The organism is Vibrio paucivorans (genome assembly GCF_054053395.1).
The window spans coordinates 2,607,478-2,630,574 of sequence record NZ_CM133230.1 but is presented as its reverse complement, the minus strand read 5'-3'; the positions used below and the strand labels follow the sequence as shown (position 1 = coordinate 2,630,574).

The window sequence follows — 23,097 nt, the reverse complement described above, 5'->3', positions numbered from 1 at the left end:
GAACTTATGCTTGAGTTGCTGGTTTACCAGACTCTTGGTTAGCGGCTTTTTTTGCTTGCTTTTTTTCGAAGCGAGAAATCCACCACCATGCCAGAGCCGAGAAGACTGCGGTCATAAATACGTTGATGAAGAAGGCGCGAACTAGGTTTACACCTGTTGGGAACGCCGATGCAGTCATACTGATAACGAAGATCAGAATCAGAACAGAAACCACAGCCATACCAAAGTTACGAGAACCCATGCGGAAGTCACGTGGTGTGTCGTCGAACTTCAAGCGGAATACAAAGTACGCCACCATGATGAAGATTGGCGGTAGCATTGCTGTACCTGCTGTTAGGTTAATTGCTTGGTTCATCATGTCTTGAACAGACTCTGAACCAAAGCCATTCACCACTAGCATCACAACAACGAATGCGAACTGCCACCATGCTGCGCGAACAGGTACACCATGTTCGTTTAGCTCAGTCGTTTTTTCGCCGTAAACGCCTTTTGGAATTTCAGAGAAGTGGATTTTTACTGGAGCCGCTGTCCACATCATCATTGAGCCGAACATTGCGATGAAGAGTACGATACCAACGAAGCGACCAACCATAGCGGTAGAAACGTCAAAGTACTGAGCCATACCAGTGAAGATCTCGACCATACCACCGGCGTAGGTTAGGTCTTCGCGTGGAACGAATACGTTCACGAGTAGTGAGCCAATGGCGTACATTGCACCGATAAGCACACCAGCAAGGATGATCACTTTGATAAATGCTTTTTGACCACCTTTTACATCTTTTAAGTAAGCTGCTGCCGTTTCTGCACCGCCGGCTGCTTGGAAAATCCAACACATGATACCTAGCGTTGCCCAGTTAATTGTTGGGCTCATTGCTTCCATTGTGATTGGTTCTGCAGGAGTGTAGTCGCCACCGCTTAGTGCCATCAATGCACCTAGAACGTAGATACCGAACAGTGCAAATACACCGTAGGCAACAATCTCAGAAATCTTACCTAACCAAGATGCGCCCTTAGTTGAGATATGAGTAGCTGCTGCAAACAGGATAATGGAGATGATTGAAGTCACCATTGGTGAGAAGGTGTATTCGTAGCCCAGCATCGCGTAAGACGCGTAGGCAATAACGTTTGGCAGTAGCGATACGAACCAAAACAGGTTTACGAACCAGTATAAGAACGAGCCAAGGTAGGCTGCTTTTGAGCCAAGTGGCTGTTTAAGCCAGTCATACATGCCCGACTCAGAGTTTTTATTCGCAGAAACGAATTCCGCGATAATAAATACGAAAGGAATGAAGTAGACAATCGTCGCCAGCAAGAAAATAGGCGCAGAGCTCAGGCCTAATTCAATGTTGTTGTTTACGATGTTGCGGACGTTAAATACCGCCGCAAATGTCATCGACAGCAAGGCAAATTTGCCAATGGTGCCGCGCATAGATTCAGACATAGTGTCCTCCAATGAATCACGTCTAGTATACACTCTATCTTTATTGGTGTTTTGTAAGTTGTAGGTCTGGTACTTGTGCCTGACCCGCTTATAGTTCAATCAGAGAGGCCAGTGAGCATGTCACTCACTGGTCCCGCTGTTATTCGTCGAGCTGTTGGTTGTCCAGCTCTTATTTGTTAAGGAAGTAGCCGTCTTCAATCGTGACCTTGAGAACCACTTTTCGAAGCTGTTCACTGTGGCTAAAACGATGCGCCTGATCGTTGTCAAAGATAACGACTTGGCCTGCGGCGACAGAAGTCACGTCCCCTTGACCTTGAAAATATTCACGGTCAGTTTCATCGCGGTAGGCTTCGACTTGCTCTAGGTCTACCTTGTTTGCCACTTCAATGCTTTCTGTACCAGTGAGGTAGTAGTGAACATCGAAATAACGGCGGTTACCTTCAAATGTGTCAGTGGTTTTAGCTGCGCCGTCTTGAATCATGTACACCAAGGAATCGCCAATGGAATACATAACGCCATCTTTGATGTTGCCAATGTTTTCAATCGCTTCGATACAACGATTCCATTTACGGCCATCGCGATATACCACTTTAAATTGCTCTAAGCTGTCTAATATGATCATGGGTTATGCCTCGTTAACGCTAGAGCCTTGGTGTGACTCAGTCGTTGTAAAAAAATCAGTGTCGAAAGAGTGGTTCATCAAGCTTGCTGCGGTGCAATCGCCTGCTTGGAATGGCACTAGCGATACGCCGTAGCGGAACTCATCCATGTATACGCGGTAAGAGTCCAGCACTTCACTGCCCCAAGAGTTAGAACCGAGACCCATTACTTGAATATCGAGGTTCAAGGTGATGTAGCCGCTCTTCTCTAATTCGATGGTGTGCTGCGCTTGATGCAGGTTTTCATTGGTGTAGAACCAAGCACTGAAGTTGATTTCTTGTTGCGGCTTAACCGCTAAGCCGCAGCCATGACGGTTTGAAAGTGCTGCCCAGCGGACATGCTGACGGTTACCGTTGTTTTGCGGGAACGGATAGTTCTCGAACATGTCGCCAACAGTCGATTGGTACACGTCAATCACATTGGCTTGTTGGCTGTCTTGGTAGTTTTCTTCTGAGCCACGTCCGTAGTATTGAACTTGGTCGAAGTCACCGTTGATGCCTAGGTCGAGGCCGATAGCTGGAATGACATGTGGGTAATCGCCGTAGCGTTCGCCACTCACTTCCACATTTAGTTGGCCGTTTGCTGTGACTTCATAGCGATAAGTACAGCGCATACCAAAATCAAATACTGGAGGGGCCACGATGCTGGTGGTTGTGATACGAACACTGCCGTTGTGCTGCTGTACATCTAGGCTGCGGAAGTGCTCTTGCATGATTTGCAGGTGAGCAGGCTCCCATAAACCATCGTGTTCTTGCTTATGGTTGTCGATCATCGGCTTGAAGAAGCTCAGCTTAGGTTCTGACTTAATCAGTTGTTCACCATTGACGATCCATGAGGTTAGCTTGCCGTTTACCTTCGAGAAGTTGATGACAAAGTTGTGCCCTTGGATTGAGTAATCTAAACGAGACTCTTGCAATTGAAGTTCTGTCGCATTGCTGTTTTGGTACGCAGGCAGCTGAGCCGTATTTTGCTTCAATTGGAATTGATAAACCGCGATATCGTGGTTTGCATCGCTGTAAGCGGTGCGAGAGTCTTTACGTACTGTGAAGTTGATAAAGGCTTCACGTGTATCTAACTCTGGTAGTTCAAGGGTGATTTCACGCTGTGAGTTTTCAGCTAACTCTTCCACTTTGAATTGCACGCTGTGTAGGGTTTCACCTTCAGCTCGAATATCGGCGGTGATGGTGTAGTCATTGAGGTCGCTAAACCACAATTTATTTTCCACTACGAAAGTGCCTGCTTTGGCGTCCAGAGCGCGAATCTTCACTGGCGCGATAACTTGTTTGTACTCTTTAAGGCCTGGGCCCGGAGTTTGATCTGGGTAGATCAGACCGTCCATACAGAAGTTGTAGTTATTTGGGTAATCGCCGTAGTCGCCACCGTATTTATAAAACTCGGTTCCAGCTTCATCACGAGCTAGGATGCCATGGTCACACCATTCCCAAACGTAGTGACCTTGAATATGGTCGTGTTGGTAGAACACATTTTGGTATTCGGTTAAACCGCCAGGGCCGTTACCCATAGCGTGTGCGTACTCACAGATAATGCGAGGCTTATCGTGCGGGAACTCACCGAAGTAGTTCATCAGCTGCGCACGTGAATACATGGTAGAAATAACGTCTACGACCTCGGCATCACGATCTTCTTCATAGTGGACTAGGCGAGTGTCATCAATCAGTTTCGCGGCGTCGTACATCGCACGAATATTACAGCCGTACCCAGATTCATTACCCAGTGACCACATGATGATTGAAGGGTGGTTTTTCTGAGCATGAATATGACGTTCAATGCGCTCGACGAAAACGGCTTCCCACGCAGCATCGTTGGTAATTCGGCTTAAATCACCAACGTTGGCAAAACCGTGTGTCTCAACGTCGGTTTCAGCCATGACAAACAAACCGTAGATATCACACAGTTCGTAGAAACGTGGGTCATTTGGGTAGTGCGCGGTACGTACTGAGTTAATGTTGTGCTGCTTCATCAGCACAATGTCTTTCTCGACGCGATCCATACCAACTGCACGACCTTTGAGGTGGTCGTTATCGTGGCGGTTAACGCCGTGCAACATCACGTATTTATTGTTGATGTAGAACAAGCCGTCACGAACTTTGATGTCACGGAAGCCAACGCGTTGAGGAATCACTTCAACCATGTTGCCTTGTGCATCTTTTAGCGTGATAACCAATTGGTAAAGGTAAGGGTTTTCAGCTGTCCAATGAGTCGGTTCGCAAACATCAATTGTAAATTGGGTGTGGCTTTTGTCTGCGATAGACAGGTTGGCGCATGAGCCTTGTGCGACAACCTGTTTTTTATCAAATAATGTGTACTCAAGTGAGTAACCTTGTGCTTCGGCAGCGTTAAGGTTTTCTAGTTCAACAGCGCAGTTTAATGTTGCGCTTTGGTAGTCGTCGGCGAAGTCAGTGCGAACAGTTAGGTCTTGCACGTGGACTTGCTCTTTACCGACAAGGTAAACATCGCGGAAGATACCGCCTGTCCACCACATATCTTGGTCTTCAATGTAGGTTGAGTCAGCCCACTGCATCACGCGTACCGACAACAGGTTTTCACCTTGGTTGACGAACGCTGAGATGTCGAATTCTGCCGTCAGGCGGCTGCCTTTACTAAAACCAACATACTGGCCGTTCACATACACTTCAAAGTAGGTTTCTACACCATCAAACTTGATTAGGGTCTGTTTGTCGTTCCAGTTAGCACCAAGGTTAAAAGTACGCTGATAGGCGCCGGTTGGGTTATCGCTTGGTACGAAAGGTACATCAATCGGGAATGGGAAACCTTCATCGGTATATTGAAGATCGCCGTGGCCTTCCATTTGCCACATGTTCGGTACAGTAATACTGCCCCAGTCGGTCATTTTCTGTGTGTAAAACTCTTCAGGCACCAGTAGTGGGTTGCTGAAGTAATTGAAATTCCATTGACCGCTGAGTAATTGAAAACGACTACTTAGCTCACGTTGAAATGTTGTTGCGCTTTGAACTGAGTCGTATGAGAAAAAGTAAGCACGAGGTGCTAAACGGTTCTCATGTAAATGGAGGAAGTTTTCCCAGTTGTTCACGTTTCTCTCCCCTCGGCGACTGCATGAACGCCGACGTTCTATTGGTAAAATAACTATCTGGGAAAGATATTAGTAAAATTTTTACTAAAATAAATTCGTGAAAACGTTTTACTTTAACTTGGTCACGTTTTATTGAGTGATTTGTCGAATTGCTGTGATCGAGTTAAAAGCACTTAGATTAATTGAGGAATTAGCGGGAACTTGTGGCAAATAGCACACAAAATGTTGGGTAAAATTGAGCGATAAAAATAAAGCGCTAATTTATCAGCGCTTTATTTTTATTGTTTGCAGAGAGTGAGCTTATTTGGTGGTGCCGCGTAGCTTAAGTTTGCTTGGTACGTAGACTTGCAGTGGCAGCGCTCGACCATCACGAACTTTTTCTACTAAAAGGTTTACTCCTTGAATCCCCATCATCTCTGAGTGAATGCGCACTGTTGACAGAGAAGGGAAGGTAAACTTGGCTGTTGGGATGTCGTTTACGCTAATCAAAGAGATGTCGTCTGGGATATTCAAGCCATGCTCATGAATGGCACGCAGCACGCCAATGGCAATAGAGTCCGACGCGATAAACAGCGCATTTGGAAAGTCCGGTTTACTCAACATTTCTTTGGTTAGGTCGTAACCCGATGAACTCGAGAAGTCGCCTCGGTAGATATCGTTAGGTGACACTACACCTTTAAGTTGGCCGTACTCAGAAAATGCCATTTCACGAATATCGGGGGTGTTCGGTGCGTCTTCACCGCCAATAAAACCAAGCCTTGAATAGCCTTGATTTACAAAGAAGTCGACGATTTCTTTGCTGATTCGAGTCAAGTCAATATCAACCGAGTCGTAAGGCAACTCGGGAGATTGGAAATCCACATTACAGATATTGTCTGTGAGTTTTTGCGCTTGTTTAAGTGCAGCAGGGGTGCAGCGACCAACCAGTAAAATTCCGGTAATTTTGTGGTTCTCGATCTCGATGTGGTTGTCGTAGCAGTTGGTCAGTTCAATTCCCAACTTATCACATTGAGTTTCGATGCCGTGTCGAATGGACAGGTAATACGGATCGTTAACTTCAGCTTCTTGCTTATGGTTGTAGAGTGCAAGAAAGTGATGGTTCTGCTTTTTACTTAAAATGGACTTTTTCGAGCTGCTGGTTTTGTATTCCAGCTTCTCTGCGATCTCCAAAATTCGGCGTTTAGTGTCTTCTTTTACGCTCAGAGTGGGATCGTCATTGAGTACTCGGGAAACCGTGGCTAATGAAACACCGGCTTCTGTTGCTATGTCTTTTAGAGTTGCCATGTTCACTTCCAGTTGGCGTCGCTCTCGTCAAGAGAATAAAGGTATCTGTTGTCTATTGTAATAAAAGCAATAAACGATGCACTAATTTTTTACTAAAAATTTTCGAAACAATAGTGCTTTTAGTCTCGCTTTGATAAATCAATATTAACTTGCTGATTTTTATAGCGGTTATTGTTTGATTGTGACCGCTAATCAACGGCACCTCTCATGTGGCGCATTATGGAATTTTGTGGAAACGTTTACACAATGCGAATTTGATCACAGCAAAGTGCCTAAGTTGGCTGCTAGACTTTTAGTCAATTTGATACGTCAGGCATTAATTCTCGCTATCAAGGCGCAGTTAATGTCGATAACGCTAGCAGGAGAAGCTGAAGTGAAAGTTCTGGTGACAGGCGGTATGGGTTACATCGGTAGCCACACATGTGTACAAATGATTGAAGCGGGTATGGAACCGATCATCGTTGATAATTTGTGTAATGCCAATGTGGAAGTGCTTAGCCGAATTGAAGTGCTTACTGGCAAACAGCCAGCGTTTCATCAAGGGGATATTCGTGACGAAGCCTTCCTTGATTCAGTATTCGCACAACACGATATCCAAGCTGTTATCCATTTCGCTGGCTTGAAAGCGGTCGGCGAGTCCGTCGCTAAACCTCTTGAGTACTACGACAACAATGTAAATGGTTCACTTGTACTGGCGCGCAGTATGCGTAAAGCCGGCGTAAAAAGCATCGTTTTCAGTTCTTCTGCGACTGTTTATGGCGACCCTGAGGTGGTGCCAATTACGGAAGATTCACCGACAGGAGCGACAACCAACCCTTACGGGCGTAGCAAGTACATGGTGGAAGAGTGCCTAAGTGATTTGCTCAATGCTGAAAATGATTGGAGCATTACGCTACTGCGTTACTTCAATCCTGTTGGCGCCCACCCTTCAGGCTCGATGGGTGAAGACCCACAAGGGATCCCAAACAACCTAATGCCATTTATTGCTCAAGTGGCCGTTGGTCGTCGTGAATCTTTAGCTGTATTTGGAAACGATTACCCGACTCCAGACGGCACTGGTGTTCGTGACTATATCCATGTGATGGATTTAGCCGACGGTCATATCGCTGCCTTAAAAGCAGTCGGTGAAAAATCGGGATTACACATCTATAACTTGGGTACAGGTAAAGGCTCAAGTGTTTTGGAAATGGTGGATGCGTTTGGCAAAGCCTGTGGTGCACCAGTGCCTTATGAAATTTGTCCACGCCGTCCTGGTGACATTGCGGAATGCTGGGCTAGTACAGAAAAAGCCGAGCAAGAACTTGGCTGGAAAGCGACTCGTACTGTCGATCAAATGACGGCTGACACTTGGAAATGGCAATCGAATAACCCGAACGGCTATTCCCTAAAGTCATAGCGCCTGTTGAGCATTGAAGTCGCAAAGAAAGAATTTTTAAAGTTGAGTAATTAAGATGTCGAATATTGAGTTTAACCCTGTAGATCACCCGCATCGCCGCTATAACCCGTTGACTGGTGAGTGGCTACTGGTTTCACCACACCGAGCGAAACGTCCTTGGAGTGGGGCGGATGAAAAACCAAGCTACGAGCAACTGCCAAGCTATGAAGAAAAATGTTTTCTTTGCCCGACCAACGAGCGAATTTCCGGTGATGCGAATCCGGATTATCAAGGAACCTACGTATTTGGAAACGACTTTGCAGCATTGATGCCTGAGTCTCCTGATGCTCCAGAATCCAACAATCCACTGTTCCAAACTCAAGGCGCTCGTGGTTTAAGCCGAGTGATTTGTTTTTCTCCCGATCACAGCAAGACGTTGCCAGAACTATCGGTGCCCGCCATTCGCGGTGTGGTCGACACATGGAATGAACAAATTGAAGAGTTAGGTAAAGATTACGTTTGGGTTCAAGCCTTTGAAAATAAGGGTGAAACTATGGGCTGTTCTCAGCCTCACCCACACGGACAAATCTGGGCAAACAGCTTCTTGCCAAATGAGATCGAGCGTAAAGATCGTAACCAGCAAGCCTACTTTGACGAGCATGGCCGCCCAATGCTGGTGGATTACGTTGAAGCAGAAATGAAAGATGGCTCGCGTACAGTCGTTGAAACCGAGCATTGGATTGCCGTTGTTCCTTACTGGGCTGCATGGCCATTTGAAACCATGCTGCTACCTAAAACGCACATTCGTCGCATGAGTGAGCTGACGAAAGAGCAACGTGACGACTTAGCAGTAGCGCTGAAGAAGCTGACCAGTCGATACGACAACTTATTCCAATGTTCTTTCCCATACTGCATGGGTTGGCATTACGCGCCGTTCTTTGAGCAAGGCACTAATGTCGATCACTGGCAGTTACATGCTGTGTTTTATCCGCCTCTACTGCGAAGTGCGTCAGTGCGTAAATTCATGGTGGGATACGAAATGCTGGCTGAAACTCAGCGTGATTTAACCGCTGAGCAAGCCGCGCAGCGCCTACGCGATTTAAGCGATATTCACTACAAAGAACAGTAACTGAATGGGTGCAGCGCGCCCGTTAACAATGATTGATTCAAGGTTCCGCCACGCCAAGTTAGATGCGAAACCTCACTAAAAATTCTAAGCCGAGATTTAACTATGTCTGAACTAATCCAAAATGTGAAAGCGTCTTTTGAAAACGTATTGGGCTATGCACCAAGCCACATTATTCAAGCGCCGGGTCGAGTCAACTTGATTGGTGAACATACCGACTACAACGACGGTTTTGTACTGCCATGTGCGATTAACTATCAAACAGTGGTTGCGGCGGCAAAGCGCGATGACAATCGAGTGCGTTTAGTTTCGGTCGATTACGGTGATGCATTGGATGAGTTCGATATCACAGAAGAAATCACCTTCCAGCAAGACAAAATGTGGGCGAACTACATGCGTGGTGTCGTTAAGTGCTTGCTTGCGCGTGGTTATGAGTTTACTGGTGCCGATATTGCGGTGACGGGTAATGTTCCACAAGGCGCGGGTTTAAGCTCATCGGCTGCGTTGGAAGTGGTGATCGGTCAAACCTTTAAGGTGCTGTACAACTTAGAAATTTCTCAAGCTGAAATCGCGCTAAACGGCCAACAAGCAGAAAATGAGTTTGTTGGTTGTAACTGCGGCATTATGGATCAAATGATCTCTGCAGAAGGTCGAGCGAATCACGCTATGCTACTCGACTGCCGAAGCCTCGAAACTCAAGCGGTTTCAATGCCAGAAGATATGGCAGTGGTGATCATCAACTCAAATAAGAAGCGTGGCCTCGTTGACAGTGAATACAACACTCGCCGTGAACAATGTGAAGAGGCAGCGCGTATTTTCGGTGTGAAGGCTCTGCGTGATGTATCGATTGAGCAGTTCAACGCAAAAGTGAGCGAACTGGATGAGTTAGTGGCTAAGCGAGCTCGCCACGTGATCACGGAAAATGACCGTACGGTAGAAGCGGCACAAGCGTTGCGTAATCACGATATGAAGCGAATGGGCGAACTGATGGCGGAGTCTCATGCTTCGATGCGCGACGATTTCGAAATCACAGTAAAAGAAATTGATACCTTGGTTGAGATGGTGAAAGACGTCATTGGCGATCAAGGAGGAGTGCGCATGACTGGTGGCGGATTTGGTGGCTGTATTGTTGCACTAGTACCACCGGCTTTGGTCGACGAAGTGAAGTCTGCAGTGGAAGCGAAATATCAGGCTGCAACGGGTCTTAAAGAATCGATTTATGTGTGCCAAGCCAAAGACGGTGCTGGCTTAGTCGAAGCACTATAAGGACGAAGCATGCATTCAACTCTAGAGCTGTTACAACAATCGATGGCGGCAACGCCATCGTTTGATGGTCAAGTCGCTAAGTTAGTACACCTGACAAATGCCAATGGTATGACCGCATCGTTTATGGATATTGGGGCAACGTGGTTGAGTACCACGCTGCCTATTAACGGAGAATCGCGTGAGGTATTACTGCGTTCTCCAGATATGGCAGAACACATGCAGCAGGGAGCCTACTTTGGCTCTATTGTGGGCCGTTATGCGAATCGAATTGCTGCTGGCAAATTTACGATTGCCGATAGTCACTACCAAGTAGGCATCAACAACGGTGAAAACTCACTGCATGGTGGGCTAGAGGGGTTTGATAAGCGCCGCTGGACCATCGTAGAGCATTCGCCTCAGCAAGCTGTGTTTATGCTCCACTCTCCAGATGGTGACCAAGGTTACCCTGGTCACCTAGACGTGAAGGTGACATATACATTAACCGACGACAACACATTGTACATCGCTTATGAAGCAGAAGCGGATCAAGCAACTCCAGTGAACTTGACTAACCACGCTTATTTCAACTTAGCGGGGGAAGGAAGTGGTGCGACAGCGCTTACCCACAGCTTGCAACTTAGTGCCGAGCATTATCTACCGACTGACTCAGGCCTTATTCCAACGGGCGAGCAAAAGCCAGTTGCCGGTACCAGCTTTGACTTCACGCAACCTAAGCTTATTGGCCAAGAGTTTCTGTCGGAAGCTGACCAAGAAACTGCGGGCGGATACGATCATGCTTTTATCTTCAACTCAGAATTCACTGACGGTAAGAAGGTTGCCGCGGTGCTGATTGCGCCACAAGAAGATGTGGTGATGAAAGTGATGACTACCAAACCTGCTGTTCAGTTTTACTCAGGAAACTTTTTGTTTGGTACCCAAGGTAAGAGCAAAGAGTATCAGCATTACGATGGCGTCGCGCTTGAAACGCAATATTACCCAGATGGGCCTAACCACCCAGAATGGGGGCAAAGCAGTGGCGTGTTACTAGCAGGGGAGCGCTATCATCATAGCACTGCGTACAAATTTGAATTTTAAGGGTTTTGTAGGCTAGAACTGACTGGCTAGGGGGAGAATTAGCTAGTTACTTCGTTTTTTAACGGCCTTTTGGCGAGCTTTTTAGCTCGCCTTTTTTATTGATGAATGACGTACAACTAACTCGCCTTCGACTTTATGTCTCTTCGAAAGCAAAGGCTGTTTTTCAATCTGTGCCATTAAGAATTCAATTGCGCGCTTACCCATGTCTGAATAGGGTAGCTCAACGGATGTCAGAGCAGGGAAGCTCTCTGAGGCGATTTGCTGATTATCGTAGCCTACGACAGCAATGTCTTGGGGAATTTTTAGTCCTAACTCAGCAATAGCTTGATAACAGCCCATAGCCATGTAATCACTACAACAAAAAATTGCTTGAGGTGGTTGCTTCGCTGAGAGCAAAGTTAACGTTTGTTCATAGGCCTCTTTGAGTGACCAGTTAGCTTCAAGCACGTAACCTGGACTTGGAATAATATCAGCATCAATCAACGCTTGACGGTACCCCTCAACCCGCTGTTGGCTTGCCAACATCCAGCTTTCTCCAGAAAGAATCGCAATACGACGATACCCTTGGTTGGTTAAGTGCGATACCGCTTTGTATGCACCTATCATATCTGCAGGTAGTACAGAAGGTGTATCGGTATGAGTTTGGCTGGTGCAGTTGAGCAGTACAGTAGGCAGCTCAGTAGTGACCCTTTGTACTTCGAGTTCACGCGTCATACTCGACGCATAAATAAGCCCAGCGTAATCTCCACTGTTGATTTCAGATTCGATCTTACTCGCTAGGACTTCATCGTGACTGTAACTGAATGAAACTAATATGAAATCGTTCGCCCAAGCTTCTTCTCGAGCGGCGTTGACGGCATCAAGAAATGGGTCATAGCTCGTTAGTCCATTAAGGACCAAGGCCACCTTTTTCGGGCGCCCCAAAGCATGAGCCACTTTTTTATTTTTGTAGCCAAGAGATTCGGCTGTGTCGAGCACTTTTTGTTGGGTTGCTTCAGCGATTTTTACCGATGTTGAACCGTTTAATACCAAGGATACGGTTGATTGTGACACCCCCGCAGATGCGGCGATATCGCTCATGGTTACTTTCTTAGCCATCTTTTTAGAACGATTAGATTTGATAGCTAAAGATATTAGCTAAAGATCACCTAGAGATCATCTATAACCTTTCTTGATCACAGTATTTGCCATAGCCGCATTGAAAGCTGTGATATCTCCCACGTTTATTTCTTGACCTACTAGACGTAAAAAAGATGCTAAATATATTAGCTAATAATATTAGTTAATATATTTATCTTGTAAGGTAAGAGAAGATGCAAAAGTGGTCAGAACAAGAAGCATGGCAATGGCAGGAACAACAGGGGTGGTTGCGTGGATTTAACTATTTACCGCGTACTGCTGTTAACTGGACAGAAATGTGGCAGGCAGAAACATTTGATCCTGACGTCATAGATCAAGAGCTCGCATGGGCCAATGAGGTGGGCTACAACACGTTACGCACGAACCTACCTTTTATTGTATGGCAGGTGGATCGTGCTGGGTTGCATCAGAGGATAGAACGTTTTCTGGGCATCTGTGAGCGCCACCAAATCAAGGTAATGATGACACCAATGGATGATTGTGGTTTCTCAGGCGATCACCCTTACCTCGGCCCTCAAAAGCCCCCTGTTCCTGAATTACACAACAGCCAAGCTGCTGCAAGCCCTGGACGTAATGTAGTGATGGATAAATCACAGTGGAGTGAAGTAGAGGCTTACATCAGAGACATTATCTCTACCTATAAAAACGATTCGCGAATCGTTATTTGGGACTTGTACAACGAGCCAACCAACAGAATGATTTTTACGACTTCAGGTGAATTGCCGTTTGATGAAGCAATGGAATCATATAGTCATGAATTGATGGAGAAATCTTTTAAATGGGCTCGTGAGGAAAACCCTTCTCAGCCACTCACTGTTGGTGCATGGCATGCGCCAAGTATTCTCGATCGTACTCTACCTATTTTTGAACATCCGACCGATCGTAAAGCTATGGAACTGTCGGACATTCTTACTTTCCATGCTTATCTACCCCTTGACCTATTTAGCAAAGCAGTTGAGGTCGTTGCAGCATACAACCGCCCGATGATGTGTACAGAATGGCTTGCGCGTCATGCTGAATCTCATCTGCACGAACAGTTGCCAATCTTCAAACAAAAAATGATCGGTTGTTATCAATGGGGGCTAGTAAAAGGAAAAACTCAAACCCACCTTCCATGGCCAGAGATCAAAAACAACGACACCAACTATTCAGAGCGCTGGTTTCATGATCTGCTCGATGAAGAAGGGCAGCCATATGACCAAAGCGAAGTTCAGCTAATCAAAACACTCGCAGAAGTGGATTAATAGCCTGTGACTCGGCGTTGCGACACACGCCGGTCAGCTCTCTATAATTATCATCAATTGGGACGTGAAACATGACTACTCTACGCAACAAGTTATCGAATAAGGAGCTGATGTCTTACTTCGGCTATGGAGTAGGCCAGTGCTTTAGCTTTGGTCTAGTCGGCTCTTTTATTCTCTACTTTTATACAGATATCCTAGGGATCTCACCTATCGCAGCCAGCTCAATTTTTTTAATCGCTAGGGTCTGGGATGCGGTTAATGACCCTGTGATTGCTGGTTATATGGATACGCTAGAATCTCGATTTGGTAAGTTCCGTCCATACATGCTCTTTACGCCTTTTTTGATTGTGTTAGTGACCATCGCGTCTTTCTACAATATTGATGCAGATACTTCGACCAAGGTGATGTACGCGGGCATTACATACATACTTTGGGGAACGTTGTATACCATATCTGACGTACCTTTCTGGTCTATGTCATCAGTGATGACGGATGAACCTCAAGAACGAGCAAAGGCGGCGACATGCGCAATGCTAGGTGTCAACGCAGGTATTGGTGCAACACTGGTCATTTTTCCAAAGCTGAGCGCTTATTTTTCTGATGGCCGTGCAGACCAAGGTTACTTGCCAGCGGTAATGATACTGATGGTGGTTGGATTGTTGTTTATGCTCAATGGTTTTTACAACACCAAAGAGCGTATCTCGACAGCTGGTGGAGAAAAGGTAACACTTAAGCAGACCTTTCAAGCTGTGAGAAAAAACAAGCCATTGTTTTTTATTCTGGCTGCGTTTTTTATGAATGTGTTCTTTAACCTAGTTAATGGCATGTACATTTTCTTCTTTACCTACAACATGGGAGACGCGGGGTTAGTTTCGTTAATCGGCACAATCACTCTGGTAAGCGCGATTGCATGTTTAGCCACCCCAGTACTCACCAAGCGCTTCAAAAAACGCGACATCTTTATTGCACTTTGTGTCCTAGAAATTATTGCTCGAGTCGGCTTCTACTTTACTGGTTACGATAACCCAACTTTGGTGATGACTTGGTTAGCCGTGATTACCGGTATCTTTATGATGACTAACCCACTGATCTCAGCAATGATTGCGGATACCGTTGAGTATTCGTACTACCATAGCGGCAGACGTACAGCAGCGATCACTTTCTCTGGTCAGACATTTACCGGCAAACTATCGGTTGCGGTTGCGGGTGGTTTAACGGGGGTAATTTTAACAATGATTGGCTATGTGCCTAACTCAGAACAGTCTACTACCGCATTAGATGGAATGTTTTTCTGTGTCGCACTACTGCCTGCTCTTGGGGCATTGATTAGAATCTTTATTATGTCTCGCTACACATTTACTGAAGATCAGCACGCAATTTTACGTGAGAAGCTTCAAAGAGGTGAATTTGCTGAAGGTGTGGAAGTTGATGAGAGCAACACGCGACAAGCGTTAAGTTAAGTCTTTAATGGTAAGAGAAAAGCCCCAGCTTAATAGCTGGGGCTTTTTTATTTGGGTATAGGTGTATTTAGCGTTTTTCGACCGAATTACGACGCACTAGGGTTGGGCTAAAGATGATCGCTTGCTCTTCACTCGGCTCTGACTTAGCTAATTTCAGTGCCAGCTGCGCTGCACGTTCAGCCATCATTTCAATTGGATAACGAATTGTAGTCAGGCGAGGGTGAACATATCGGGCGATCAAGCCATCATCGAACCCCAACATCGACATTTGGTTTGGTACTTGGATACCGTTTTCATCGAGAACCGACAACGCTCCAGCAGCCATGTAATCGTTGTAAGCAACGATGGCGCTTAACTCTAACGACTTTGATAGCAGGTTAGTCATGGCTACTTCACCGCCGTCGCTGTTTGGCTCACTGTATTCGATATAGCTTTTGGGTAGTTTGATATCGTGATCGTTAAGTGCGGCTAAGTAACCTTCTACTCGCTCTTCGGCATCTTCAATGGAGTGGCTAGACGCAATGCAGGCGATCTTTGTATGACCGTGGCGAATCAAATACTCAGTGGCTAGGTATGCGCCTTTTTTGTTATCGAGCGAGATGCATCGATCGGCTAACTGAGGAATATGACGATTGATCAGGACAAGGCCTTTGACTTCTTTAGCGTAGCCAATCAGCTCTTCGTCGGATAGTGCCTTGGCGTGCACAACTAACGCGTCGCAGCGGTTATTGATCAATAGCTCTATGGCACGTCGCTCTTCTTCTGCGTTGTGGTAACCGTTTCCGACCAGTATGTGTTTATTATGCTGGTGGGCAACGGTATCTACTGCTTTCACTAAAGTGCCAAAGAAAGGGTCAGAGACATCACCGACTAATACACCCACTGTATTAGTACTTTGACTAACGAGGGCTTTGGCCGCTGCATTTGGTCGATAGCCGAGCTTGTTCATCGCTTGAGTGACAGACTCAATTGAGGACTTGCTCGCTTTTGGTGATTTATTAATGACTCGAGAAACCGTAGCGATAGAAACACCGGCTTCTTTTGCTACATCCTTGATTGTTGCCATGGTTGAACCTTTCCACTTTGTAATACCTGCATTAAACACTGGCAATGTAAATAACGCAATCAGTGGATGCTTTTACTTCATTAAATGCGGTCTTTACCACTTGTCATTGTTGAGAATCTTGATAGTGTAAACGTTGTCTTTTACTAAATTTTACTAAAGGTGGGTTTGATGGAAACTATCGCGTACGGAGATTTTGCAAAACTTGAAATCAGAGTGGGAAAAATCACGGAAGTGAAGCGTCACGATAATGCAGACAAGCTGTACATTGTACAGATTGATGTTGGCGAAAAGAGCTTACAAACTGTGACTAGCTTAGTGCCGTACTACACAGAAGAAGAGTTGATGGGTAAGCAGGTGGTTGTGCTGTGTAACCTTGCGAAAGCGAAAATGCGTGGTGAGACATCTGAGTGTATGCTGCTTTGTGCGGAAACGGATGATGAATCGGAAAGTGTATTGCTGACACCGGAGCGGGCGATGTCAGCAGGGGTTCGTATCGTTTAACTCGCCTATCGAACTGACGCAATCAGCGCATCGATTTGGCTATGGTGCGCTGCTTCTACACCAGCTAAGTTACCGTATTTAGGCTGCTCTCTATCGTTTTCCATTGGGAAGTGCCAGCCGATGGTATGGTCGACGAAATGCTTGGCAAAACTTTCCGACACTTCTAAACAACCCGCAAGTACGGTATCAACATAGCTTTGCATGATTGGACTCAGTGAGCATGGTGGTTCTGGCTGATCTTTGACATACACCCAAATGACGGCATCTGAGGCTAACTCGAAGTCCGAGTCGATTTGAGCGGCAGAGATTTGGATTCGGTGATAACCCCGTTCACGACGATCGAAATCAAGCAGAGCAGCGTCGTCGATCTCAAGTAAGACGCCATTAACCTGACCTTCGCCTTTATTAACAACCAAAGGAGAAAGGATGTAACTGTCGTCGATCTTTCCCCAATACCGAATTAGGCCATGCGCAACGACGGGATAAGTTCGCCCTGTTTGACCTGTCAGTTTCCTTGATGCAGAGTTCATAAGACTGCCGTAGCCGAAAATATACATTACTACCTCCTTGCTGCTGAAACTTTACGCTATCACTTCTTCGGCTCTACAGCTACGACGTTTCTGTAATAAATTATCCCTTTCGTGTCTATATGACATGACTTTTGTGTGTCATATAGACACCATGAGATTCTCAAATCATTGATAATAAATGACTAAATATGTGGAATGAAAAATGCAATGTTAAGCGTGTTATGACGACATTAGTGGTCAACTAATAGATACTCGTGCTTTGTCGGGAAGCCGTTTAGGAGTTAACTTGCTCAATATTACAGATAAAAAAGTGGAAGAAGCGATACCAGCTTATCTACGTCTTGGTTTTCGTCCGTTCTTTTTCCTAGGTGGCTGCTATGCAGTGCTGGCGATTGCCTTGTGGGTTTGGATGTTCCAAACCGGACAACCACCCCAATTACAAGTGCCTGCATTATGGTGGCACGTGCATGAAATGTTGTTTGGCTTTGCGATGGCGATTGTGGTCGGTTTTGTGTTAACCGCGGTACAAAATTGGACAGGTATTAATGGTACCAAACATCATCGGTTAGCTGTGCTGGTGGTGTTATGGATCGCACCGCGAATTCTGTTATGGACACCAACGCCACTTTGGCTCATCTCAAGTATTGAAGCGCTGTTTCTCGCGTTCACTGCTTATGAAGTTGCTACTAGAGTTGTGAAATCGAAAGGTTGGAGAAATTTATTCTTTGTGCCTTTGTTTGTATTAGCGATCGTGGCGAACTTTGCCAGCTACGCAACGATAAAGGGAATGCCTCCTTTTCCGGCGTCTGCAGTTTGGCAAGCGATGTTGTGGTGGTTCACCTTGCTGTTGTCTGTAATGGGCGGGCGAGTGATTCCATTCTTCACCGCAAGGCGTTTTAATTTTGAAAAAGCTCAGCCATTAATCTGGCTGGAATGGGCGGCAAATCTGCCATTAGTTGGCTTGTTTATCATTAGCTTCTTTCCTATGACTTTTGCCCAAATTGGCCAACCATTAATGGTGTTTGCGGGTGTTGCTCAGTTGGCCCGCTTTTACCGCTGGCAACCGTGGCGCACGCTAAGTGAGCCTTTGGTGTGGTCTTTACATGCGGCGTACGCGTGTTTGCCTATTAGCTTGTTGCTACGAGGTTTATTGCAGAACCCATTTGCGAATCACAACTTGATTCACTTATTTGCCATTGGCGCGTTGGGAGGGCTCATTTTAGCCATGATTGCGCGTGTCACTATGGGGCATACTGGTCGAGCAATCTATGAAGGCCCTAACATGAGCGTAGGATTTGCTGCACTGATTTTGGCGGCGCTAGTTCGTAGCCTAGGTGTGACTTTCTTCCCGCAACATATGATGTTGATGGTCGATATTAGTGGCGCTTTATGGATATTGGCATTTGCTATGTATCTGAAGCTGTTTGGAAAAATGCTGCTAACCCCAAGAGTGGATGGCCATCCAGGCTAAAGCTAGTAGGGCATAAATAGACTAAAAAAGGCTTGGACCTACTTCATTGCAAAGTGACCAAGCCTTTTTCGTTTTGTATTGGTTAGCTTTCTAATTCAACTAACCGCTTAATCAACCCACTTTGTCGACATCAGCCAAGCTCACGACCTTTTCCGCCAGTGACTGTTTCATATAGTCGGCTACCGCTTGCTGTTCTTCTTTGGTTAAGTAGAGGCCAAGCTTACTACGGCGCCACAAAATGTCTTCAGCATCGACTGCAAACTCGTGATTGATCATATAGTCGATCTCAAGTTGATACACGCCGTGTGCACTTTGAGAAAACTCAGTACCCATATCCGCGATGCTCGTTTTACCTTCAAGCAGTTTCCACGTATAGCTACCAAATTGAGTCACGTAGCGAAGCAGCAACTCAGTCGGTAACCAGCTGTATTTAGCTTGAATGGTTTCAGCTAGTTGTTCGCGGCTACAGCTAAAGTTACCACCTGGTAGCGCTTGATTCGCTGTCCATGGACTACCCATGCTCGATAGGTAAGGCTGCAGTTTTTTCAGCGCAGCTTCGCCTAGTTTGCGATAAGTGGTAAGTTTGCCACCAAACACAGATAGCAGTGGAGCTTGGTCGAGTTCTGCATCCAGCTCTAGCGTGTAGTCACGTGTGATAGCTTGTGGAGAATCAGACTCATCGTCACATAATGGGCGAACGCCACTGTATGTCCAAACCACGTCTTCACGGCTCAATTGCTTAACAAAGTGTTGGTTTACGATATCAACTAGGTAGTCGACTTCGTCATCAGAAATCGCAACTTCGCGAGGATCGCCTTTGTACTCAACATCCGTTGTACCGATGATCGAGAACTTATCTAGATAAGGGATCATGAATACGATTCGGTTATCTTTGTTCTGCAAAATGTACGCTTGTGGTTCATCGTGAATACGTGGCACGACGATGTGAGAGCCTTTGATTAAGCGGATATTACGTGGTGAATCTTGTTCTAATCCGTCGTCAAAGAACTGTTTAACCCATGGGCCAGCTGCATTGACCAACGCTTTCGCTTTACGCTCGAATCTCTGATCTGTTGTGACATCGTGGATCGTGACGTGCCAAATGCCATTTTCGCGCTGCGCTTTTTCTACGCGGCAGTAATTGCGGATTTCTGCGTTGTTCTCTTTCGCAGCCAGCACATTGAGCAGTACCAAACGTGCATCATCTACCCAGCAATCAGAGTATTCGAATCCTTTTTTCATTTCTGGCTTGAGTAGGCCAGATTTCGCCAGATCAACCGAAGTACTGGCTGGTAGGGTAGTACGCTTACCTAGGTTATCGTAAAGGAATAGGCCACAACGAATCATCCACGCTGGGCGCAAAAATGGGCGATGAGGTAAACGGAAACGCATTGGTCTTGCCACATGCGGTGCTTTTCTTAGCAATACTTCGCGCTCGGCCAGTGCTTCTGAAACCAAACGAAACTCGTAGTGCTCTAGGTAGCGTAAGCCACCGTGAATAAGTTTAGAGCTGGCAGATGAAGTGGCAGAAGCGAAATCACTGGCTTCATATAAACCGACAGAAAGTCCACGACCTGCAGCGTCTGCTGCGATACCTGCGCCATTAATGCCACCACCGATGACGATCAAGTCCAATGTTTCAGACGTATTCGATGCAGTAGCACTGTGTTGGATACTCATAAATTTGACCTCTTGGTGAGCGAACGAGCATTTTAGAACATAAAACAATCGTAACTCAGCTTTCGTTTTGGATCATCCTTTATTTTCGTTTATGAGCGTTTTGTGTGATTTGAACATAAAAAAAACCTCTAGTTTGTAACTAGAGGTTTCGAATGAAGGGTGTTTGACCGTTATTCTTAAGCGTTGTTATGGACGACTTCAAGAGGAATAGAGTGCTCTTGAAGAATTTCCTGGATTTCGCTTGGTGGTTGTTTATCGGTAAACAGCATGTGAATTTGAGAAATGTTGCCCAGTTTGACCATCGCATTACGGCCGAACTTAGTGTGGTCCACGGCTAGGTAGACACTTCGGCTGTTGTCGATAATCGCTTGTTTCACTCGAACTTCGTGGTAATCGAAATCAAGTAATGAACCATCAAAGTCGATACCGCTGATACCTAAAATACCGAAATCTAAGCGAAATTGTTTAACGAAGTCGAGTGTGGCTTCACCAACAATGCCGCCGTCGCGGTTGCGCACTTCACCACCTGCCAAGATAACCTTGAACTCCGGGTTAGGTAGTAAGATGGTGGCAACGTTAATGTTGTTGGTGACGACTCGAAGCTGCTTGTGGTTTTTATTGAGCGCGCGAGCGACCGCTTCTGGTGTTGTGCCGATATCGATAAATAGCGTAGCACCGTCTGGGATGTGTTTAACAAGCTCCTCGGCAACGACGTCTTTTTCATTGAAGTTCATAGACTTACGAGTCGAGTAGCTGGTGTTTTCCGAACTCAATGGAATCGTGGCACCACCGTGATAACGGCGAATTTTGTTGTCATCGGCAAGTTCATTAAGATCACGTCGGATGGTTTGTGGGCTGACATTGAATTTTTCTACCAGCTCTTCCGTGCTGACATAGCCCTGCTTTTGAACCAGCTCAATGATTTGCTGGTGTCTTGGTATTTGTTTCACTCATTACTCCCTGATCGAGGCGAAACTTCAGCGAAGTCGGTTTCGAAACCATGAATTGTCGAATAAATGGATTCAAAATCTGTTTCTAAAAAGCGCGCTCGATAATTTTACTGCCGCTATTGTGCTCGAATTAGCGCATGCTGAGAAGAGTAACTCATAAGGAATAAGGTCTGAGACGCAAAAAGGGCGCAATTATGCGCCCTTTAGTTCATATATTAAGGAAGATTAATCTTCGTCGTTGTGCATCTCTGCCCACGTTTGTGCACATTTCACCGCACGCTTCCAACCTTTGTAACGACGGTTTCGTTTTTCTTCGTCGTGGTGAGGAGCGAAAGTGCGATCAAGTACCGCTTTGCCTTGCAGCTCATCGATATTGTTCCAGTAACCAACAGCTAAACCAGCAAGGTATGCCGCACCTAGTGCAGTGACTTCTGTCACTTCAGGGCGGTGAACTTCGGTATCAAGTACGTCTGATTGGAACTGCATTAGGAAGTTGTTTGCTACCGCGCCACCGTCGACACGTAGGTTCGCAAGCTTGATACCTGAGTCGGCTTGCATTGCGTCTAGTACGTCACGAGTTTGGTAAGCAATCCCTTCCAGAGTTGCGCGGATGATATGGTTAGAGTTCACACCACGAGTTAAACCAACAATCGTGCCGCGAGCGTAAGCATCCCAGTATGGTGCGCCCAAACCTGTGAAGGCTGGTACCACATAAACGCCATTCGAAGAGTCGACTTTGGTTGCGAAGTATTCTGAATCTTTTGCATCGGCAAGAAGTTTCATTTCATCGCGTAGCCATTGAATTGATGCGCCGCCCATGAACACAGCGCCTTCAAGAGCGTAAGCGGGCTCGCCTTTCGGGCCACAGGCTAGGGTTGTTAGTAGACCATTTTTCGATGTTACTTTTTCCTGGCCTGTGTTCATCAGTAGGAAACAGCCCGTTCCGTAGGTGTTTTTCGCTTGACCCGCTTCGACACACATTTGACCGTAAAGTGCGGCTTGTTGGTCACCTGCAATACCGGCGATAGGAATACGAGTACCGCCTTTACCACCAATGTTCGTTTGACCATAGACTTCTGAAGAACGTTTCACTTCTGGCATCATTGACGCAGGGATACCTAGCTCGTCGAGCATTTTTTGGTCCCAGCAAAGGTCGTTAATATTGAACAGCATAGTACGAGATGCGTTGGTGTAATCTGTTACGTGTGCACGGCCTTGAGTCATCTTCCAAACTAGCCAAGTATCTACCGTACCAAACAATAGCTTGCCGGCTTCAGCGTCTTCACGTGCACCTTCAACGTTATCCAGAATCCACTTCACTTTTGTGCCAGAGAAGTAAGGGTCAAGCACTAGGCCAGTGTTGTCTCGAACGTAGTCTTCAAGGCCACGTTGCTTTAGGTCTTCACAGATATCTGCAGTACGGCGACATTGCCATACGATTGCATTGTAAACCGGCTTACCCGTTTCTTTGTTCCATACAACAGTGGTTTCACGTTGGTTAGTGATACCAATGGCGGCTAGTTGGTCGCTGCGGATACCGGATTTACCAAGTGCCTCAACTAGAGTCGAGCTTTGAGTTGCCCAGATTTCTAGTGGATCGTGTTCAACCCAGCCTGCTTTAGGATAAATTTGTGTGAATTCACGTTGCGCTACGCTAACGATGTTCGCATCGTGGTCTAGGATTACGGCGCGAGAGCTTGTTGTGCCTTGGTCTAGGGCGACAATGTATTTTTGCTCGGTCATGGTAAGAATCCTT

18 protein-coding genes are annotated in these 23,097 nt (G+C 46.1%); 8 read left to right on the top strand and 10 right to left on the bottom strand.

All coding sequences use genetic code 11. The features are described 5' to 3' along the window. Positions 1–4 precede the first annotated feature (4 nt). The 4 genes from ACXABW_RS12000 to ebgR all read right to left on the bottom strand — a co-directional run bounded on the left by ACXABW_RS12000 (position 5) and on the right by ebgR (position 6,458). Positions 5–1,441 carry an amino acid permease gene (locus ACXABW_RS12000; protein WP_457522874.1) on the bottom strand — a complete coding sequence of 479 codons (1,437 nt, stop codon included), beginning with the start codon at positions 1,439–1,441 and terminating at the stop codon, positions 5–7. Positions 1,442–1,610: 169 nt separating this feature from the next. Next, entirely contained in the window at positions 1,611–2,063 is a 453-nt protein-coding gene (locus ACXABW_RS11995) for a beta-galactosidase subunit beta (protein ID WP_457522873.1), read from the bottom strand. Positions 2,064–2,066: 3 nt separating this feature from the next. Beyond that, positions 2,067–5,174: a beta-galactosidase subunit alpha gene (gene ebgA, locus ACXABW_RS11990; protein ID WP_457522871.1), complete on the bottom strand. Its 3,108-nt coding sequence runs from the start codon at positions 5,172–5,174 to the stop codon at positions 2,067–2,069. A 300-nt stretch (positions 5,175–5,474) separates the two neighbouring features. Next, positions 5,475–6,458, bottom strand: a complete 984-nt coding sequence (gene ebgR, locus ACXABW_RS11985; protein WP_252028004.1) for a transcriptional regulator EbgR — start codon at positions 6,456–6,458, stop codon at positions 5,475–5,477. Positions 6,459–6,831: 373 nt separating this feature from the next. Here ebgR and galE point away from each other — a divergent pair, with 373 nt between their 5' ends. The 4 genes from galE to galM all read left to right on the top strand — a co-directional run bounded on the left by galE (position 6,832) and on the right by galM (position 11,299). Then, positions 6,832–7,854, top strand: coding sequence for a UDP-glucose 4-epimerase GalE (gene galE, locus ACXABW_RS11980; RefSeq protein WP_457525017.1), 1,023 nt, complete (start codon positions 6,832–6,834; stop codon positions 7,852–7,854). A 55-nt stretch (positions 7,855–7,909) separates the two neighbouring features. Beyond that, positions 7,910–8,962 carry a UDP-glucose--hexose-1-phosphate uridylyltransferase gene (locus ACXABW_RS11975; protein ID WP_457522870.1) on the top strand — a complete coding sequence of 351 codons (1,053 nt, stop codon included), beginning with the start codon at positions 7,910–7,912 and terminating at the stop codon, positions 8,960–8,962. Positions 8,963–9,064: 102 nt separating this feature from the next. Beyond that, positions 9,065–10,225 (top strand): galactokinase, encoded by a 1,161-nt coding sequence (gene galK / locus ACXABW_RS11970; RefSeq protein WP_457522868.1) that lies wholly within the window; start codon positions 9,065–9,067, stop codon positions 10,223–10,225. A gap of 9 nt (positions 10,226–10,234) precedes the next feature. After that, positions 10,235–11,299: a galactose-1-epimerase gene (galM, locus tag ACXABW_RS11965; RefSeq protein ID WP_457522866.1), complete on the top strand. Its 1,065-nt coding sequence runs from the start codon at positions 10,235–10,237 to the stop codon at positions 11,297–11,299. An 81-nt stretch (positions 11,300–11,380) separates the two neighbouring features. On the opposite strand, the gene ACXABW_RS11960 is transcribed toward galM, so the two are convergent. Then, a complete protein-coding gene (locus ACXABW_RS11960; protein ID WP_457522865.1) occupies positions 11,381–12,397 on the bottom strand; it encodes a LacI family DNA-binding transcriptional regulator in 1,017 nt (338 codons plus the stop codon). 215 nt (positions 12,398–12,612) lie between these two features. Here ACXABW_RS11960 and ACXABW_RS11955 point away from each other — a divergent pair, with 215 nt between their 5' ends. Both ACXABW_RS11955 and ACXABW_RS11950 read left to right on the top strand, forming a co-directional pair. Further along, positions 12,613–13,683, top strand: coding sequence for a cellulase family glycosylhydrolase (locus tag ACXABW_RS11955; RefSeq protein WP_457522863.1), 1,071 nt, complete (start codon positions 12,613–12,615; stop codon positions 13,681–13,683). Between the two features lie 71 nt (positions 13,684–13,754). Next, positions 13,755–15,143 carry an MFS transporter gene (locus ACXABW_RS11950; protein WP_457522861.1) on the top strand — a complete coding sequence of 463 codons (1,389 nt, stop codon included), beginning with the start codon at positions 13,755–13,757 and terminating at the stop codon, positions 15,141–15,143. 67 nt (positions 15,144–15,210) lie between these two features. Here ACXABW_RS11950 and ACXABW_RS11945 read toward each other — a convergent pair whose 3' ends face one another. Then, complete coding sequence (locus tag ACXABW_RS11945) at positions 15,211–16,209, bottom strand: substrate-binding domain-containing protein (RefSeq protein ID WP_265686108.1); 999 nt, start codon at positions 16,207–16,209, stop codon at positions 15,211–15,213. Between the two features lie 168 nt (positions 16,210–16,377). On the opposite strand from ACXABW_RS11945, the gene ACXABW_RS11940 reads away from it, so the two are divergent. Further along, complete coding sequence (locus ACXABW_RS11940; protein WP_252027996.1) at positions 16,378–16,710, top strand: tRNA-binding protein; 333 nt, start codon at positions 16,378–16,380, stop codon at positions 16,708–16,710. A gap of 5 nt (positions 16,711–16,715) precedes the next feature. Here the strand turns inward: ACXABW_RS11940 and ACXABW_RS11935 are convergent, their stop codons facing one another. Next, a complete protein-coding gene (locus ACXABW_RS11935; RefSeq protein ID WP_265686110.1) occupies positions 16,716–17,267 on the bottom strand; it encodes a gamma-glutamylcyclotransferase family protein in 552 nt (183 codons plus the stop codon). Between the two features lie 259 nt (positions 17,268–17,526). Between ACXABW_RS11935 and ACXABW_RS11930 the strand changes: the two genes are divergently transcribed. Beyond that, on the top strand, positions 17,527–18,711 hold the full coding sequence (locus ACXABW_RS11930; RefSeq protein WP_457522859.1) for an NnrS family protein: 1,185 nt from the start codon (positions 17,527–17,529) through the stop codon (positions 18,709–18,711). A gap of 111 nt (positions 18,712–18,822) precedes the next feature. Here the strand turns inward: ACXABW_RS11930 and glpD are convergent, their stop codons facing one another. From glpD to glpK, 3 genes are all read right to left on the bottom strand, one after another. Next, positions 18,823–20,391: a glycerol-3-phosphate dehydrogenase gene (gene glpD, locus ACXABW_RS11925; protein ID WP_457522857.1), complete on the bottom strand. Its 1,569-nt coding sequence runs from the start codon at positions 20,389–20,391 to the stop codon at positions 18,823–18,825. 176 nt (positions 20,392–20,567) lie between these two features. Next, entirely contained in the window at positions 20,568–21,341 is a 774-nt protein-coding gene (locus ACXABW_RS11920; protein WP_265686112.1) for a DeoR/GlpR family transcriptional regulator, read from the bottom strand. A gap of 225 nt (positions 21,342–21,566) precedes the next feature. Next, entirely contained in the window at positions 21,567–23,084 is a 1,518-nt protein-coding gene (gene glpK / locus ACXABW_RS11915) for a glycerol kinase GlpK (protein WP_457522855.1), read from the bottom strand. Positions 23,085–23,097 lie beyond the last annotated feature (13 nt).